Annotated in this window: 13 protein-coding genes; 3 read left to right on the top strand and 10 right to left on the bottom strand. The window is 72.4% G+C overall.

All coding sequences use genetic code 11. The features are described from left to right. Positions 1–2: 2 nt before the first annotated feature. A complete protein-coding gene (locus AB0950_RS31645; protein WP_360158948.1) occupies positions 3–626 on the top strand; it encodes a class I SAM-dependent methyltransferase in 624 nt (207 codons plus the stop codon). A gap of 31 nt (positions 627–657) precedes the next feature. Here AB0950_RS31645 and AB0950_RS31640 read toward each other — a convergent pair whose 3' ends face one another. Both AB0950_RS31640 and AB0950_RS31635 read right to left on the bottom strand, forming a co-directional pair. After that, positions 658–1,158, bottom strand: a complete 501-nt coding sequence (locus AB0950_RS31640) for a DUF402 domain-containing protein (RefSeq protein ID WP_366779944.1) — start codon at positions 1,156–1,158, stop codon at positions 658–660. Continuing rightward, positions 1,139–2,068, bottom strand: coding sequence for a GNAT family N-acetyltransferase (locus AB0950_RS31635; protein ID WP_366779943.1), 930 nt, complete (start codon positions 2,066–2,068; stop codon positions 1,139–1,141). The genes AB0950_RS31640 and AB0950_RS31635 overlap by 20 nt, the downstream gene beginning before the upstream one ends. 71 nt (positions 2,069–2,139) lie before the next feature. Between AB0950_RS31635 and AB0950_RS31630 the strand changes: the two genes are divergently transcribed. Then, on the top strand, positions 2,140–2,508 hold the full coding sequence (locus tag AB0950_RS31630; RefSeq protein ID WP_360158957.1) for a GntR family transcriptional regulator: 369 nt from the start codon (positions 2,140–2,142) through the stop codon (positions 2,506–2,508). A gap of 19 nt (positions 2,509–2,527) precedes the next feature. Here the strand turns inward: AB0950_RS31630 and AB0950_RS31625 are convergent, their stop codons facing one another. The 4 genes from AB0950_RS31625 to AB0950_RS31610 form a co-directional block, all read right to left on the bottom strand. Then, a complete protein-coding gene (locus AB0950_RS31625; protein ID WP_360575474.1) occupies positions 2,528–3,298 on the bottom strand; it encodes a DUF72 domain-containing protein in 771 nt (256 codons plus the stop codon). Positions 3,299–3,313: 15 nt separating this feature from the next. Next, the gene (locus AB0950_RS31620; protein ID WP_366779942.1) at positions 3,314–4,408 is read right to left on the bottom strand and encodes a DUF5925 domain-containing protein; all 1,095 of its coding nucleotides are present in this window, start codon (positions 4,406–4,408) and stop codon (positions 3,314–3,316) included. 119 nt (positions 4,409–4,527) lie between these two features. Continuing rightward, a complete protein-coding gene (locus tag AB0950_RS31615) occupies positions 4,528–5,682 on the bottom strand; it encodes a hypothetical protein (RefSeq protein WP_366779941.1) in 1,155 nt (384 codons plus the stop codon). Beyond that, entirely contained in the window at positions 5,679–7,118 is a 1,440-nt protein-coding gene (locus AB0950_RS31610) for a hypothetical protein (protein ID WP_366779940.1), read from the bottom strand. Before AB0950_RS31610 ends, AB0950_RS31615 begins: the two co-directional genes overlap by 4 nt. Before the next feature lie 269 nt (positions 7,119–7,387). On the opposite strand from AB0950_RS31610, the gene AB0950_RS31605 reads away from it, so the two are divergent. Next, positions 7,388–8,806, top strand: coding sequence for a xylan 1,4-beta-xylosidase (locus AB0950_RS31605; RefSeq protein ID WP_366779939.1), 1,419 nt, complete (start codon positions 7,388–7,390; stop codon positions 8,804–8,806). 15 nt (positions 8,807–8,821) lie between these two features. Here AB0950_RS31605 and AB0950_RS31600 read toward each other — a convergent pair whose 3' ends face one another. Genes AB0950_RS31600 through AB0950_RS31585 form a run of 4 tightly spaced genes read right to left on the bottom strand, consistent with a single transcriptional unit; the run spans position 8,822 to position 15,215 of the window. After that, a complete protein-coding gene (locus tag AB0950_RS31600; protein ID WP_366779938.1) occupies positions 8,822–12,622 on the bottom strand; it encodes a lipopolysaccharide biosynthesis protein in 3,801 nt (1,266 codons plus the stop codon). Continuing rightward, positions 12,615–13,415 carry a polysaccharide deacetylase family protein gene (locus AB0950_RS31595; RefSeq protein ID WP_366779937.1) on the bottom strand — a complete coding sequence of 267 codons (801 nt, stop codon included), beginning with the start codon at positions 13,413–13,415 and terminating at the stop codon, positions 12,615–12,617. Before AB0950_RS31595 ends, AB0950_RS31600 begins: the two co-directional genes overlap by 8 nt. Continuing rightward, on the bottom strand, positions 13,408–14,397 hold the full coding sequence (locus AB0950_RS31590) for a glycosyltransferase family 2 protein (protein ID WP_366779936.1): 990 nt from the start codon (positions 14,395–14,397) through the stop codon (positions 13,408–13,410). The genes AB0950_RS31595 and AB0950_RS31590 overlap by 8 nt, the downstream gene beginning before the upstream one ends. Then, on the bottom strand, positions 14,394–15,215 hold the full coding sequence (locus tag AB0950_RS31585; protein WP_360158985.1) for a glycosyltransferase family 2 protein: 822 nt from the start codon (positions 15,213–15,215) through the stop codon (positions 14,394–14,396). Before AB0950_RS31585 ends, AB0950_RS31590 begins: the two co-directional genes overlap by 4 nt. Positions 15,216–15,533: the final 318 nt, after the last annotated feature.

Below are 15,533 nucleotides of genomic sequence, written 5' to 3'. Positions count from 1 at the left end.
GCATGACGAATCTGCAGGAGAACACGGATGCGCCGGGTCCCTCCGAGGTCGACTGGGACGCCGAGGCCGCGGCCTTCGACGAGGAGCCGGACCACGGCCTGCGCGACCCCGGGACCCGCGCGGCCTGGGCGGCGCGGCTCGGCTCCTGGCTGCCCGAGCACCCCGCCGACGTCCTCGACCTCGGCTGCGGCACCGGCAGCCTGTCGCTCCTCGCGGCCGAACAGGGACACCGGGTGACGGGCGTCGACGCGTCGCCGGCGATGGTCGAGCGGGCCCGCGCCAAGCTCGCCGGCCGCGACGCCGCCGTCCTGCACGGCCAGGCCGCGGCCCCGCCGGTGGGCGAGCAGCGCTTCGACGTCGTCCTCGTACGCCACGTGCTGTGGACGCTGCCCCGGCCCGACCGCGCGCTGCGGCACTGGCGCGACCTGCTGCGCCCCCAAGGCCGCTTCGTCCTGGTCGAGGGCGTCTGGGGCACGGTGCACCCCGTGGGCATCCCCGCCGACCGGCTCACCGCCCTCCTGGCACCGCTCACCGCGGACGTACGCGTGGAGCGACTGTCCGACGACTCCCTGTTGTGGGGGAAGGAGGTGGAGGACGAACGGTACGCGGTGGTGGCGAGGGTGTGAGGCGGTGCTCCGAGGCCTCTCGTGTCCCGGGTCAGGCGAGCAGGTGGTCGAAGCCGACGGTGCGGGCCAGGGACTCCAACTCCTCCAGGGCGGCTACGGCGGCGGATGCGGCCTCGGGATCCGTCCGCGCCAGACCGCTCTCGGCGAACTCGTCCTCGTCCAGACGCCGTACGTCCGTGCCGTCGGCGGAGCGCCACAGGTCCAGGTCGAGGTCCTCCACGACCAGCTCACCGCCGGTGCGGACCGCCGGACGGGTGATGTCGCAGTACCAGCCCTTCACGGCGCCGTCGACGGCGCGCACCTCCTTCACCGAGTACCACCGGTTCCGCCAGTAGTACTCGGTGAACAGGTCGCCCGGCTCGAAGCGGACGAAGCCGAAGTCGCGGACGCCGGAGCCCGCCCACGGGGCGCGTACGGCGATGCGGATGCCGTCGTCCTGGAGCAGCTCGGCCGGGTAACGGATCTTCGTCCGGCCCGCCTTGACCAGGACGACCTCCAACTGCTCCGCCGGTTCAGGCGAGTTCGCGGACATAGCGCACCTCCGTCGCGCAGATCTCGTATCCGAGCCACTTGTTGATCGCGATCATGGGCTCGTTGCCCGCGTCGTTGCCGGTGAAGGCCTCGGTGAGACCGGCGGCGCGGGCCCGGTACAGCGAGTGGGTCTTGGCGAGCTTGGCCAGGCCGCGCCCGCGGTGGGCGCGGGCGGTGCCGGTCATGGCGGTGGAGTAGCCGGTGGCGCCGTCGGTGTAGGCCACGCTGAACGCGACCGGACGGCCGTCGACACAGGCGGCCACCGTCAGCTCGCGGTTGAGCAGCGGATGTTTCCAGTACTGCTCGATCCAGGCGTCGTAGTCCGTGTACGCGACGTCCACGTCGCTCGGTTCGTCCTGCATCGTCTCCGCGTCCAGCGCGAACAGCGGGCGCGGGTCGTCCGCGAAGTCCGCGGCCGTGCGCAGCTCGACGCCCGGTGGCGTCGGTGGCAGCGGAGGCAGGGCGGCGCCCGCCAGATCGAGGCGGAGGAAGTGGGCGGGCCGGCTGGCCTGATAGCCGTGCCGCTGCGCGAAGGCGCGGTTGGCCGGCTCGTCGAGGACCCAGCCGAGCAGCCTGGTCGCCCCCTGAGCGGCGAGGTGCTCCTCGGCCGCCCGCAGCAGCAGCCCGCCGGCCCCGCGGCCCGTCCGGTCCGGCCGGACGTAGATGCTCAAAAGGCCCTGGCCCGGCTCGCTGCTGTCGTGGGCCAGGTGCACCTGCGCCGCGCCGATCACCTCGCCGTCCTCCTCCGCGACCAGCGGACGGTAGCGGGCCTCGGGCGGCATGTGCAGGGCGTTGTGGCGGACCGAGTCCGAGGTGAACAGGATGTAGGGCAGAGCGAGACGGCGGACCCGGGCGAAGCCCTCGGTGTCGGCCGGGGCGTCGGAGCGGAGGTCGCGCACGATCACTGTCATGGTGAGGCACCGTACGGGGCTGCGTGCCGGGGATGCCTCTCATTTTCCGCCGGGTACGGGACAATCGGCCCGTGAGCCTGAAGATCCGCATCGATGACAGCGCGCCCCCGTACGAGCAGGTGCGGGCGCAGATTTCCGAGCAGGCGCGGTCCGGGGCACTGCCGGTGGGGTACCGGCTGCCGACCGTGCGGGGGCTGGCCGAGTCCCTGGGCCTCGCGGTGAACACGGTGGCCAAGGCGTACCGGGCCCTGGAGGGCGACGGGGTGATCGAGACACGGGGGCGCAACGGAACGTTCGTGGCTGCCGCCGGCTCGGCCGCGGAACGCGAGGCGTCCCTGGCTGCTCAGGCGTACGTGGAGCGGGTGCGGCGGCTGGGGCTGGGGGAGTCGGAGGCGCTGGCCGCCGTGCGGGACGCCCTGCGGGCGGCTTACGGGGGATAGGTTTTTGCCGGGGGAGCGGTCACCGGCGTGACATCGGCTCCGGGGTTCTGGTCACCGTCAACCCCGCCCGTTCCGCCGCTCTGCCGAACGTCACCGCGTCCCGTACCGCCGCGCCGCCCGGGTCGTTGTTGAAGTAGGCGTAGACGTCCTCTCCCTGCTCCCAGGTCGTCGCGATGCGGTCGACCCATGTCTCCAGGGACCGTTTGCCGTAGCGGGGCCAGGGCTGGGCGCGGCCCTGGTGGAAGCGGACGTAACCCCAGCCGGCGGTGCGCCACAGCGGGGTGACCGGGCGGGCCAGGACGTCCGCCCAGCACAGGGCCGCGCCCCTGGCCGACAGGACCGCGCGGACCTCGGGTGTCCACCAGGAGTCGTGCCGCGGCTCGACCGCGACCCTCGTACCGGACGGGAAGCAGGCCAGGCAGGCGTCCAGCAGGGCCGGGTCCGCGCGCAGGGTCGGCGGGAGCTGGAGCAGGACGGGGCCCAGGCGGTCGCCGAGGCCCGCCGCGTGGGTCATCAGGCGGTGGACCGGCTCCTCCGGCTCCTTCAGGCGCTTGATGTGGGTGAGGAAGCGGCTGGCCTTGACCGCGACCACGAAGTCCTCCGGCACCCGCTCCCGCCACGCCGCGAAGGTCTCGCGGGACGGCAGCCGGTAGAACGCGTTGTTGATCTCCACCGTCGCGAAGAGGCGCGTGTACTCCTCCAGCCACAGCCGCGCCGGGACCCCGGCCGGATAGACGAGGTCCCGCCAGTCCTTGTACTGCCACCCGGAGGTGCCGACGAGCAAGGTCACAGCACCATCAAAGCACTACAGGTACAGGCCCGCGTCCGCGCCGTCGCGCGCCCCCGGCACCGAGGTCGGCGCCGTGCCCCGGCGCAGCGCGTACAGTTCGGCCAGCGTCGCCCCGTCCCGCCCGACGCCCTCCTCGGTGCCGAGCCACTCCACCGCCTCGCGCCGGGTCAGCGGGCCCACCTCGATACGGGCCAGGCAGCGGCCCGGGCGGACCACGGCGGGGTGCAGCCGCTCCAGGTCCTCGTTGGTGGTGACGCCGACCAGGACGTTGCGGCCCTGGCCGAGCAGGCCGTCGGTGAGGTTCAGCAGCCGGGACAGGGCCTGGCCCGCGGTGTGCTTGGCCTCGCCGCGGATCAGTTCGTCGCAGTCCTCCAGCAGCAGCAGCCGCCAGCGGCCCTTGCCCGCGCCGTCCTCCTCGCCGATGGCGATGTCCATCAGATAGCCGACGTCGCTGAACAGCCGCTCCGGGTCCAGGACGCAGTCGACCTGGCACCAGTCGCGCCAGGAGCGGGCCAGCGTGCGCAGCGCGGAGGTCTTGCCGGTGCCGGGCGGCCCGTGCAGCAGGAGCAGACGGCCCGCGATGTCCTCGGGGGTCGTCCGCATCAGCCGGTCCATCGCCTGCGCCACCGGCGCGGTGTAGTTGGACCGGACCTCGTCCCAGGTGCCCGCGGAGATCTGCCGGGTGGTGCGGTGCGGGCCGCGCCGCGGGGAGACGTACCAGAAGCCCATCGTCACGTTCTCGGGCTGGGGCTCGGGCTCGTCGGCGGCGCCGTCCGTGGCCTGGTCGAGGACCTTCTCGGCCAGTTCCGCGCTGGTCGCGGTCACCGTGACGTCCGCGCCGCGGCTCCAGCGGGACACCAGCAGGGTCCAGCCCTCGCCCTCGGCCAGGGTGGCGCTGCGGTCGTCGTCGCGGGCGATCCTGAGCACCCGGGCGCCGTCGGGCAGCAGGGTCGCGCCGGAGCGGACGCGGTCGATGTTCACCGCGTGCGAGTACGGCTGCTCGCCCGTCGCGAAGCGGCCGAGGAACAGCGCGTCGACGACGTCGGAGGGCGAGTCGGAGTCGTCGACGTTGAGCCGGATCGGCAGAGCGTCGTGTGGGTTCGCAGACATGCGGCCATGATCCGGCACAGGTGCGCTCCGCGCACGGTATTTCGGCTCGGGGGCGAAGAGTGGTTCGCCGGCCGTGGGCCGTCCGTGGCCGGCCGCAGGGACAGCTGATCGCGCCGCCCTCATCCGGCCCGGGTTCCTCCTTGCCTCCTGCGGTATCCGTCCAGGACGTCCTGGCGGAGCAGGAATCCGAAGCCGGCGGACTCCAGCCGCAGCCCCAGCTGGGCCTCGGTGATGCCGAGACCGGCGGCGGTGTCCGCCAGGTGCCAGTCGTGCGCGGCGAGCCTGCTGAGAAGGTGACCGCGGCGGACCTGGTTCTCCGACAGACGGAAGGTCTTGAGGTAGGCGATCCTGCCGCTGCCGTCGGTGATGGCCTCACCGATGTGGTTCTCCTGCTTGGGGCGGAACTCCGGCAGGAAGCGGGAGAGCGTGAAGCGTCCCATCCGGTGGACCGTCTGCCAGGTGTACGCGTGCTCCAGCAGGCCCGTCGGCATGGTCGTGTCGTGAAAACGCGCCCAGCTGCGCTCCTGTTCGGCAACTGCCGTGCGCAGATGGGCCAGGGAGCGGATGCGCGCGTCGGGGATGCGGGCCCGGAAGTCCTGCACCGGCGGCATCAGTGTGGCGTAGTGGTGGATCAGTTCGCCGTACAGGTCCTGCACCAGTGTGGGGTGGAGTGCGCGGTAGTCGTCGGGATGCGGGACCGCGAACGCGGCCGCGAGGGCGTCGGCGACGTAGACCATCACGCCGCACTGGCCGGGGTGGATCTCGAAGATGCGCAGCGCGTCGGCGAGTCCGCGTATGTCGGCGCCCGCGTAGGCTTCCTCGGCGCGCGGCGAGAGCCCGTGGCGGACGGCACGCTGCGACCACTCCTCCCAGGCGATCGAGGGGCCGCCGAAGTGCAGTGCCAGATAGCCTTCCAGCGCCAGGTGCATGGGGAGGAACCGCAGCCGGTCCTTGGCCTGGCGGCGGGCCATTCCGCGGTGGAAGCGCAGGCCCATGGTGGCGGCAGGAGCCGAGTCGCCGTCGGCGGAGAGCTGGGTGCCGTAGGCGGCTGCCGGCGTGCCGTCACCCGTCCACGTGGCGACGAATCCGTGCGGGATGTAGGAGACATAGGCGTGGCGCGGGCCGACCTCGACCAGGCCGGCCGCGTCGCCGTAGAGCTGCGGGCGCAGACGCAGATCCTCGACAGGTGCCGCACGCACGAGCGGCACCAGGCGGACGGCGCCCCACACCTGTGAGGGGCGGGTGGCCAGGCCGGTCAGGTCCAGTGTGGTCATCGCGCCCGCTCCCGGTCGTGGCCGCTCGTCATGCGGGCCGCACGGGTGTCCATGTAGGCGATCAGTTCGGCCAGGCCGGTCCGGCCTTCCGCGAACTGGGCGAGTTCCACCAGCGAGGGAAGGTCCTCGGCGTTCCGGATGCCCGCGGTGGGCACCGCCGGGGACAGGCGGCGCACGTCGAAGTCGGCCGCGTCGTAGACGGGGTTGAGATGCACGATGCTGGTACGGCGCTCGGGGTCGAGCCGGGTCCGCCAGACGCGCAGCACCTCGGCGGCCAGGCCGGGAGGTGCGTTGTCCCACCCGTCGGAGACGATCACCAGCCTGGACGGTGCGGTGTCCAGCGCGTCGAGGATCCGCCGGCCCACCGGCGTCGGCCCGTACGGATACGTCAGCAGCGCGTCACTCCGCCCGGACGTCCACAGCCCGGTGTAGTCGCCGGCGAGGGCCGCGAGCAGGTAGTGGCAGGCCAGGGCCACGGCCAGCGGCCGGCGGCGCTTGTGGACCGAACCGAAGGCGGAAAAGCTGTCGTCCAGGACGGCGGTGACCCTGCCCCAGCTCCCCCGGTGGGTTCCGGCCACCCGGCCGGCGGCCGATTCCAGGGCGTGGGTCAGCTCGGCACGCCGGCGCAGGCGGTCCTCGACCGGCAGCGAGAGCACATAGGCCGCCAACCGGGTCAGCGGCATCCTGGCCAGGTCCGCCTGTACCTCTGTGGCCCCGTTCCTGTGTGCCGACTCCTGCAGCCGCAAGGTCTCCAGACGGGTCATCCGCGGGGCTATGCGATCGAGGAAGACGTCCCGGGGGATGCCGTGCTTGGCGGCGAAGCCCTCGGCGGCCGTATAGGGCAGCTCGTACAGGGCGGCCTGCTCGTAGTGCGCGCGGCGCCAGGTCTCCAGGAGGGGGGTCGCATAGTGCTTGCGGGTCAGCGGCGCGAAGAGGAACGGCCCCAGCTCCTCTGCGGTGGGGGCCAGGTGTGCGTGGCGAAGGGCACGCTTGAGGCCGCTGCGGTACTTCACGGCATCGAACGCCAGGTCAGGGCGGGCGGCCAGCCAGTCGCGCATGATCGCGCGGGTGCGACGGTTGTTCACCCCGGCCCGGCGCAGCGCACCGAACAGCCCGTACACACGTGGGGGCGGCAGCGTCGCCAGACGGCACGCGATCAGCCGGCCCTCGCTGCGACGCTGCTCGGCCGTGGCCTCCCCGGCGGTCTCCAGCAGCCGTCGGATGACGAGGGCTGCGTTGTGGTCGTTGATGTCGAGCGCGAGGACCCTGGCGTACAGGTCACGGTAGTTGCCCAGCATGTACGCATGGAGGAAGTCCAAGGAGAGCCGCTGCTCGTCCGCGTCGCTGTGGAATTCACGCTGGCCGGTGGAGGTGATCGCCGCGTTGACGAAGAGCAGCACATCGTCGGCTGCGATGAGGTCCCCGTACGAATCCATCCGATTCTTCCCCCGTAGGCGTGGATGCCGGCCGGGGAATGGGGGCACGAGCTGCGAATCATTGCTTTACAGGCAGGTTCCGGAAGTCGCACCGGAGTCCCGCGGCCGGCCCCAGGACCGTAACAGAGCAGGCCACAAGCCCTCTACCGACTTCCTGGCCCGCCGGCACGGGGCACGGCGGCCGGCGCCCCGCGATCGAGCCGCTCGTCCGTCCCAAGAACGGCGCAATCCCTGCCGGAGGCCAGGCCTCCGCCGTTACTGTGTCCCTGATGGCACGTCATGGGTGGGATTCGGATACTCGGCGGTGGCGGCTCACCGCCCTGCTCGGTGTGGGCGCCGCCGTACTGGCCCTGGCGGTGACCCTGTTCGGCACGCTGTCCGGCGGGCCCAGCACGGACGGCACCACCCGCGACGGCGACAAGGTGCACGGCACCCCCGCGAGCCCCGGCGCGACACCGGAGCCGTACGTCGGCTGGGGCTTCACACACACCCAGTACAGCGGCGACGAAGGCGCCGGCGCGGCCACCGAGCGCGTGAAGAAGCTGCTGGGGCAGGACGACGGGCTGGCTCAGAACCAGGCCATCATGGGCTGGGGCGCCGACAATCCCGAACCGGTCGAGGGGCACTACGACTTCGGCGCGCTGGACCGCCGTGTCGACTTCATCCGCGCCTCCGGCGGCACCCCGGTCATCACCCTGTGCTGCTCACCGGACTGGATGAAGGGCGGCAAGCCCGGCACCGACCACACGAACTGGAGCCAGGCGGCGCTGGAGACGGCGCCCACCCGCGGCCACTACCAGGACTTCGCCGACCTCGCCGCGACCGTCGCCCGGCGCTACCCGGACGTGAAGCACTTCATCGTCTGGAACGAGTTCAAGGGCTTCTGGAACGACGCGAAGTCCCGCTGGGACTACGAGGGTTACACGACGATGTACAACCTCGTGTACCGGGCGCTGAAGAAAGTGGACAAGGACATCATGGTTGGCGGGCCGTATCTGGTGATGGACAGCGTCGACCCGCGCGACCCGAACGCCTCCGGCGCGCTGAAGGGTCCTTGGGGCGCCATGGACCGGCGGGTGCTCGACGCCTTCGCCTACTGGAACGCGCACAAGGCGGGCGCCGACTTCACCGTGGTCGACGGTTCCAGCTACACCAACGACGACGACCTGCTGCCCGACGAGTTCGCCGCCACCGACAAGCTCACGGCCGTCAGCGCGTGGGTACGGCGGCAGACGCACGGACTGCCGCTGTGGTGGGCCGAGTACTACGTGGAGCCCGCCGACGGCAACGACGACCGCAAGGGCTGGACCGAGCCGCACCGGGTGGCCGTGCAGGCCGCCGGCATGATCGCCATGGTCAAGGGCGGCGCCGGCTCCGGCTTCTACTGGAACCCGGAGGAGAAGACCGGCTCCGGCTGCGCCGGCTGCCTGTGGACGCCCACCGACAGCGCGGGCGGAGGCACCGCTCTGCCCATGTTCGGCCTGGTGTCGCGGTTCGCCCAGGCGTTCCCGCCCGGCGCCCGGTACGAGACGGTGCGGGTCGCGCCGGACGACGTGCCCAACGTCCGCGTCCTGGCCACCGCGAGGACGGTGCTCGTGGTCAACACCCTGAACCGGACGATCAGTGCGCAGGTCGACGGCAAGCGGTTCGACATGGGACCGTACGAGGTGAAGTGGCTCGACCGCTGAGCCACCCCACCCCCCTCACTTCATCGTCAAAAACCGCTGCACCAGCGAGGCCAGCACCACCGCCAGCAGCGGCAGCGCGAACCAGAACGTGCCCTGCAGCAGCCGCAGTTGGCGAACGCCGGGCCGGACCGCGACCCGTACGGCCTCCCGCACGGCCAGCAGCAGGATCAGGACGACGGCGGCCAGCGCGCCGACCACCGACCACGGGGTCCAGGTGATCCGCGGCCCGATCGGCCCGGGATGCGGCCGCGGTACGGCGCCCGGCGGTCGCTTGCGCAGCGCGTACACGGTGACGTCGTCGTTGACCAGGGCCTTGGTCAGCTCCTGCCGGTTGTCCAGGTTCTCGATCAGCCGGGGCTCCCAGGTCGCCGAGTAGCCGGCGTCGAGCTGCAGATAGGTGACCTGGCTGCGGTTGATCATCAGATACGCGTTCGGGCCGGCGTCCTTGAGCGCCTTGACCAGGCCCGACACCAGCACCGGGTCGGCGGGTGCGAGGGTGGGCACATAGTCCACCCGCTCCATGTCCTTCGCGCCCCACGGCATCGCCGGAGTCACGTCGTTGACGGTGTCCTGGGTCAGCCACAGCAGCCGTACGGTCGGCCTGTCGTGGGCGTACACCCAGTTCATGGCCGCGACCTCGCCGGGCCGGGTGCGCTCGAACGACTCGTTGCCCCAGCGGGCCACCAGGAAGCCGCCGATCAGCAGCAGCCCGGCGAGCAGCGCGGCCAGCGGGGCAAGGCTCACCCGGTCCTTCGCGCGCTCCCCGGCCGTGGCCCCGGTGCGCGGGAAGAGGGCGAGGGCGCCGAGCAGGGCGGCGCCCGGCACCGCGAACATGAAGACGCGCAGCGCCATCTCACCGCCGTACGACTGCATGCCGAAGCCCAGGAACGGCACGAAGGTCAGGACCAGCAGCGAGCGTTCGCGGTAGCGGTGGAAGCGCCGCCGCCACCAGCCCCAGCAGGCGAACGCCATGACCGAGCCGGCCAGCAGCACCCGGGTGTAGAGCACGAGTTTGTGGGTGGAGTCGCCGCCCTGGATCCGGCCGGAGACGGAGGTGGAGACATTGCTGCCGACGCCGCCGACCCCGCCGAACAGGTCGTTGAAGTGCCCGGACCAGTACGGCTCGGCCATGAAGCCCACCCAGACCGCGACCAGCACCGCGAACAGCAGCGGCAGGCCCCGCAGTTCCGAGCGGCCGAGCAGGACGAGCGCGGCGAGCACGCCGAGCATGACGAACGGGGTGAGCTGGTGCGCGGGCACGCTCGCCGCGTACAGGCCGATCAGCACGAGCAGCAGCACGGCCCGTTGCCGGCGGCCGGCCGGTTCCACCTCGGCCTCGCCCGGCCGGAACCTCGTCCAGATCACGCGGGGCGGGCGGAACCACACCAGCAGGATCGCCACGAACATCAGGTACAGCAGATAGGTGAAGCCCTGCGGCGAGAAGTAGTCCTGGCCGACCCAGCCGCACAGCACGAACAGCCAGACGCCGGTCCACTTCGCCCGCCAGTTCGCCCTCAGCGACCGGGTGAGCAGGAACATCGGGGCGAGATAGGCGAGTTGGATCGCCGTCGGCCACCAGCGGATGACCTCGGTGAAGTCGGTGACCCCGCAGGCCCGGCCGGCGAACGCGGCCACCGCGAAGAATCCCGGCCAGCTCCAGCGGGCGTCCAGGTCGGGTACGGCGGACCCGGTGCGGTCGATGTAGTCGAGGAACCCCAGGTGCTGCCAGGCCGTCGGGAACCGCGGCTCGGTCTCGATCACGGCGGGCAGCGCGTGCAGCGACACGACCGTCGCGAGCAGCGTGAGCAGCAGCAGCGCCCGGTGTTCCCGGCGCAGCCAGAGCAGCGCGGCGAACACGGTGACCAGCAGGGCCGCTCCGAGAAGGGTCGGCAGCGGCAGCACCGAGACCAGCCCGAGGCCGCCCATCCGGTCCAGGTCGGCCTCGCCGAGCCGCAGCGCGGGCACCCAGTACAGCAGCAGCGCGGCGATCAGCAGACAGCCGAGGACGACACCGCTGCGGGTGGGCAGCAGCCGTCGCCGCACGGAGGCCGGGGCCGGCGGCTCCTCGGGCGCGGGCTCGTCCGCTGCGGCGGTCCGCGCGGGCTCCGGCACGGGCGGGTCGGTCGTCCCCATGGGGCCGTTCCTGCCCACCGACGCTTCCAGTTCCTCCTCGGTGAACGGCGCGTCCACCTCCGCCGCCTCCGGGCCCGGCGAGTCCTCGCCGCGCGGTGCTCTCTCCTCCACGGGCAGTCCCAGCGGGGGCACCGGCGTGCCGGCGGGCGGGGTGCCGGGGCCCGGGCGGACGTCCGGGCGGCGTTCCACATGGTCGAAGTCGACGTGGACGCCGAGGGCGAGGGTGTCGGAGTCCAGCGCCCAGGCCGGGCTGTGCCGGCGCGCGGGCGAGCCGGCCGGGACCTCGGGCGCCCCCAGGTCGGCGAGGTCGCCGTCGGGCGGCACCGTGTCCGGTACGGCGTCCGCCGCGACGCGGACCGTCCTGAACAGCTTCGGCGCGGCGATCGCCGCGACCACGGCGAGGCTGCCGGCCTCGGCGACGCCCGCGCCGGTCAGCCCCATCCGGGGCAGGAGCAGCAGCGTCAGGCCCAGCACCAGCACGCACAGCAGGCCCTGCAGCCAGGCCAGCCCGGCGGTGCGGCTGCGCGCGCGCAGCACGGCGAAGTACGTCTCGATCACCACGCGCAGCACCGAGCCGACCGCGAACCAGCGCAGCAGCGGGGTCGCCGCGTGCGCGTAGCCCGAGCCGAACACGCCGAGGATCCAGGGCGCGCCGATGATCCACAGGGTGGCGATCGGCAGCATGATCCTGGCCATCCGCTTCAGCGCGGCGCGGGTGAAGGCGGCCAGCCGGGCCGGGTCGTGTGAGCCCTCGACCGTCAGGGACGCGCCCATGTTGATGGCGAGGAGGTCGGTGGTGCCGCCGATGGTGGTGGCGATGTAGAAGTAGGCGTTCTCCGCCGAGCTGACCTGCGCCGCGACGATCACCGGGACGAGGTAGATCACGGCGAGCGAGAACAGCGAACCGGTGTAGTCCCCGGCCAGGAACCGGCCGACCTGGCGCAGTGTCGGCGGCGGGGCGTGGCCCTCGGTGGCCTTGGTGTGCCGGGGCACGAGCCGCCGGAACACCAGCCAGCCCAGCGGCACCACCGAGGTGGCGATCGCGGCCACCCAGGAGACGAAGACGCCGCTGGTCGGGACGGCGACGGCGAACGCGACGAGCAGGGCCAGCTTCACCGCCGAGAACACGGTGTTGCCGACCGGCACCCAGGTGGCGCTGCGCAGCCCGGTCAGCACCCCGTCCTGCAGGGTGAGCACGTTCCAGGCGATGACGGCCGCGATGAAGCCGAGCCCGTTGACCGTCCCGTGCAGGAAGCGGTACGACGGCCCCCAGCTGTCCAGGGTCAGCAGGAAGACGCCCGCCGCCACCGCCACCAGCAGCGAACTGCCCGCGTAGGTACGGAAGATGAGCGTGCCGGTGCGGGCCCCGGCGATCGGGATGAAGCGGGCGAGGGCGCCGGTGAGGGTCACCGCGGTCAGCCCGGCGAGGAACTTCATCGCGGCGATGGCGGCCGAGCCCTGCCCGACCGCCGACTCGGAGTAGTAGCGTGCCGCGGCCAGCCAGAAGCCGAGCCCGAGGACGGCGGAGATGCCGGTGTTGAGCATCAGCGCGTAGGCGTTGCGGAACAGCGGGCTGCCGCCGGGGGACCGGCCCGTGCCGGGCAGCCGCAGGCGGCGCCCGGACTTCTCGGGCGCCTCGGCACCGGTCGTCGCGGACTCGGTGGTGGTGGTCGTGTCAGACACGGGAACGGATGGCCTTCCGGCGGACCTGACGGGCTCTGCGGACGAGGGCGTACCCCTTGGTGAGGGCACGGTCCCTGGCGAAGGCGCGGGCGAGGGACCGGCCGTGGAGCAGCCGCTCGAACTCCTCCACGCCGGTGGAGCGGCGGACCGTGACCCGCCGCAGCGCGTACGGCCCCTGGCGGCGGCGGGCGAGGCCGTTGCCGACGGCGAGCGCCTGGGCGTACCCGCCCGCGCGCACCGCTTCGCGGACCCGGCGGTCGGAGTAGCCGTACGGGTAGGCGAACGAGGCCGGGCGGGCGCCGAGTTCGTCGGCCACGATCTCGGTGCAGCGGGTCAGCTCGGTGCGCAGCGCGGCGTCGTCGAGCTGGTCGAGCTGCGGGTGGGTGTGGCTGTGCCCGCCGATCTCGACGCCGGCGGCGGCGAGGTCGCGCACCTGCCGCCAGTCCAGCATGGTGTCCAGACCGCCCCCGGTGCCGTACGCGCCCCTGATCCAGCCGGTGGAGACGAACAGGGTGGCCGGAAAGCCGTGCTTGGCGAGGACGGGCAGCGCGTGCCGGTGCACGCCCTCGTAGCCGTCGTCGAAGGTGATCAGCACCGGCCGGGCGGGCAGCGGCCGGCCGGAGCGCCAGCGCGCGGCGAGGCCGGCGGTGGTGACCGGGGTCAGGCCCAGGTCGCCGATGAGCGCCATCTGCTCCGCGAACGCCTCCGGTGCGACCGACAGGGCGCGGGTGGCGTCGTTGGGCGCGGTGGCGACGGAGTGGTACATGAGGATGGGCACGGCGGTGTCAGCCATGAGCCCCCTCCTCGATCGGCGCCACCGAGAACGTCGTACCGCCCCGCCGTGCCCTCAGGCTCCCGATCGCGTAGCCGCCGGCGGCGCTCAGCACCCCGGCGACGATCGCGCCCGCGCGGCCCGCGCCGCCCGGCCGGGCCAGCAGGGCGTCCCGCAGGCCACGAGCGACGCCCGCGGGCAGCACCCGGGTGGTGTACCGGCGTTCGGACTCCAGGCCCTTGTCCGCGCCGACGCTCTTCGCGACGAGCGCCTTGGACAGGCCCTCGGCGTAGGTGCGGGTGCGGAAGTAGGCGAAGTGCTCGCGGGGTTCGGGGACCCGGTGGTGGATGACCGCGCGGTCGTCGATGAGCAGGACGGCGTCGGGGCGGGCGCGGGTGAGGCGGATGCACAGCTCCGTCTCCTCGCAGCCGAGGGGGCGGCGGTCGTCGTCACGGCCGATGCCGGTGGCGAAGCCGCCCGCCGCCTCGAACGCCGTACGCCGGAAGGAGGCGTTCCCGCCGAGCACGTTGCGCACCCGGACCCGGCCCGGCGGCAGCCCCCGGTAGGTGCAGCCCACGACCCAGTCGAACTCCTCCGGGAACCAGGCGGGCCGCCGGCCCGACGCCCAGACCGGCACCGTGCGGCCGCCGACCGCCATGACGCGCGGATCGGCGTAGCCCTCGGCGAAGCGGCGCAGCCAGTCCCGTTCGGCCACGGCGTCGTCGTCGAGGAAGGCGATGACCTCGGCGCGGGAGGCGGCGATGCCGGTGTTGCGGCCGGCGGACAGGCCGCGCGGACCGGCGTTGGCCAGCACCCGGACGCCCCCGGTCTCCTTGTACTCGCGCTCCAGCCGGTCCTTCAGCACCGGGTTGTGGTCCACGACCAGGAGCGTCTCCAGCGCCGGATACGACTGCGCGCGCACCGAGGAGACCGCCGCGAGGACGTCCTCCCAGCGGTCCTCGGTGTACACGCAGATCACGACACAGATGCCGGGATCTCTCAAGACACCTCTCCCCGGACCGTGTCGAGCATCGGCGAGTGGTGTTCCTGGCGGCGCAGTTCACGCCGGTTGGAGCGCTCCTTGAGGATGACCTTGAGCACCCGGAACCCGTCGCGCACGGCCCGCAGATTGCTGGTGCCGTGGATGCGCAGGTACTCGTGGCTCGGGATCTCCTGGACCTTCAGGCCGGCCTTGACCACTCTGATGTTCATCAGCGTCTCGACCTCGAAGCCGGTGCAGTCGAGGTCGATCTTGTCCAGGCAGTGCCGCCAGAACGCGTTGTAGCCGTAGCACAGGTCGGTGTAGCGGGCGCCGAACTTGCGGTTGACGACGGTGCAGAGCGCCCAGTTGCCGAGCTTGCGGATGAAGGTCATGTCGTCGGTGCCGCCGCCGTTGGCGAAGCGCGAGCCCTTGGCGAAGTCGGCGCCGGAGACCAGCGCGGAGACGTAGCTGACGATCTCGTTGCCGTCGGCCGAGCCGTCCGCGTCGACCATCACGATGATGTCGCCGCTGCACGCCTCGAACCCGGTGATCAGGGCATCCCCCTTGCCCCGGCCCTGCTGTTCGACGACCTTGACGTCCGGCCACAGGGAACGGGCCACGTCGACGGTCTCGTCCGTGGAATTGCCGTCCACCAGGACGACTTCGTGTATCCAGTCGGGAAGCGTCTTGAAGACGTAGGGCAGGTTCTCCGCCTCGTTCATGGCGGGAATCACCACGCTCACCGGCGGAGTGATCGCCAGGTGGGAGGAGATCGGCCGGTAGTGCGCGGCGATTAAGGGATCGTGCCCGGAACTCGGCGGGCGCAGGACGGAACTCATGGGTCTTTTCCCTCTCGTCCGGTGGGCCGCCCACCCCCGGGCAGCCCGGATCTGTGTCCGGTTCGAAAGGGGGGTTCTCCTCGTCGGCACGGTGAACTGATCTCCGTGCACGCCGATGAGCTGGCAAAGCTGACCGGTCCGCCGGAGAAAGACGGCAGCCGGTCGCGCGGCACGGCTCGGTCACCAGTGCGGTCACCGAGCACGGCACCCCCCTACCGCGCCCCGCGCCGGTGGACGCCGCGGCCCCTGAGCCCTCCCCTGGTGCCGTGTGCCGACGTGCCGGTGCGGGTGAGATGTACGACGGTATTGACGATTGAA

The sequence above is a fragment of the Streptomyces sp. NPDC007189 genome, assembly GCF_040703635.1.
GTDB lineage: Bacteria > Actinomycetota > Actinomycetes > Streptomycetales > Streptomycetaceae > Streptomyces.
The sequence above is the reverse complement of the archived record's forward strand: the minus strand, read 5'-3'. Positions and strand labels throughout refer to the sequence as shown.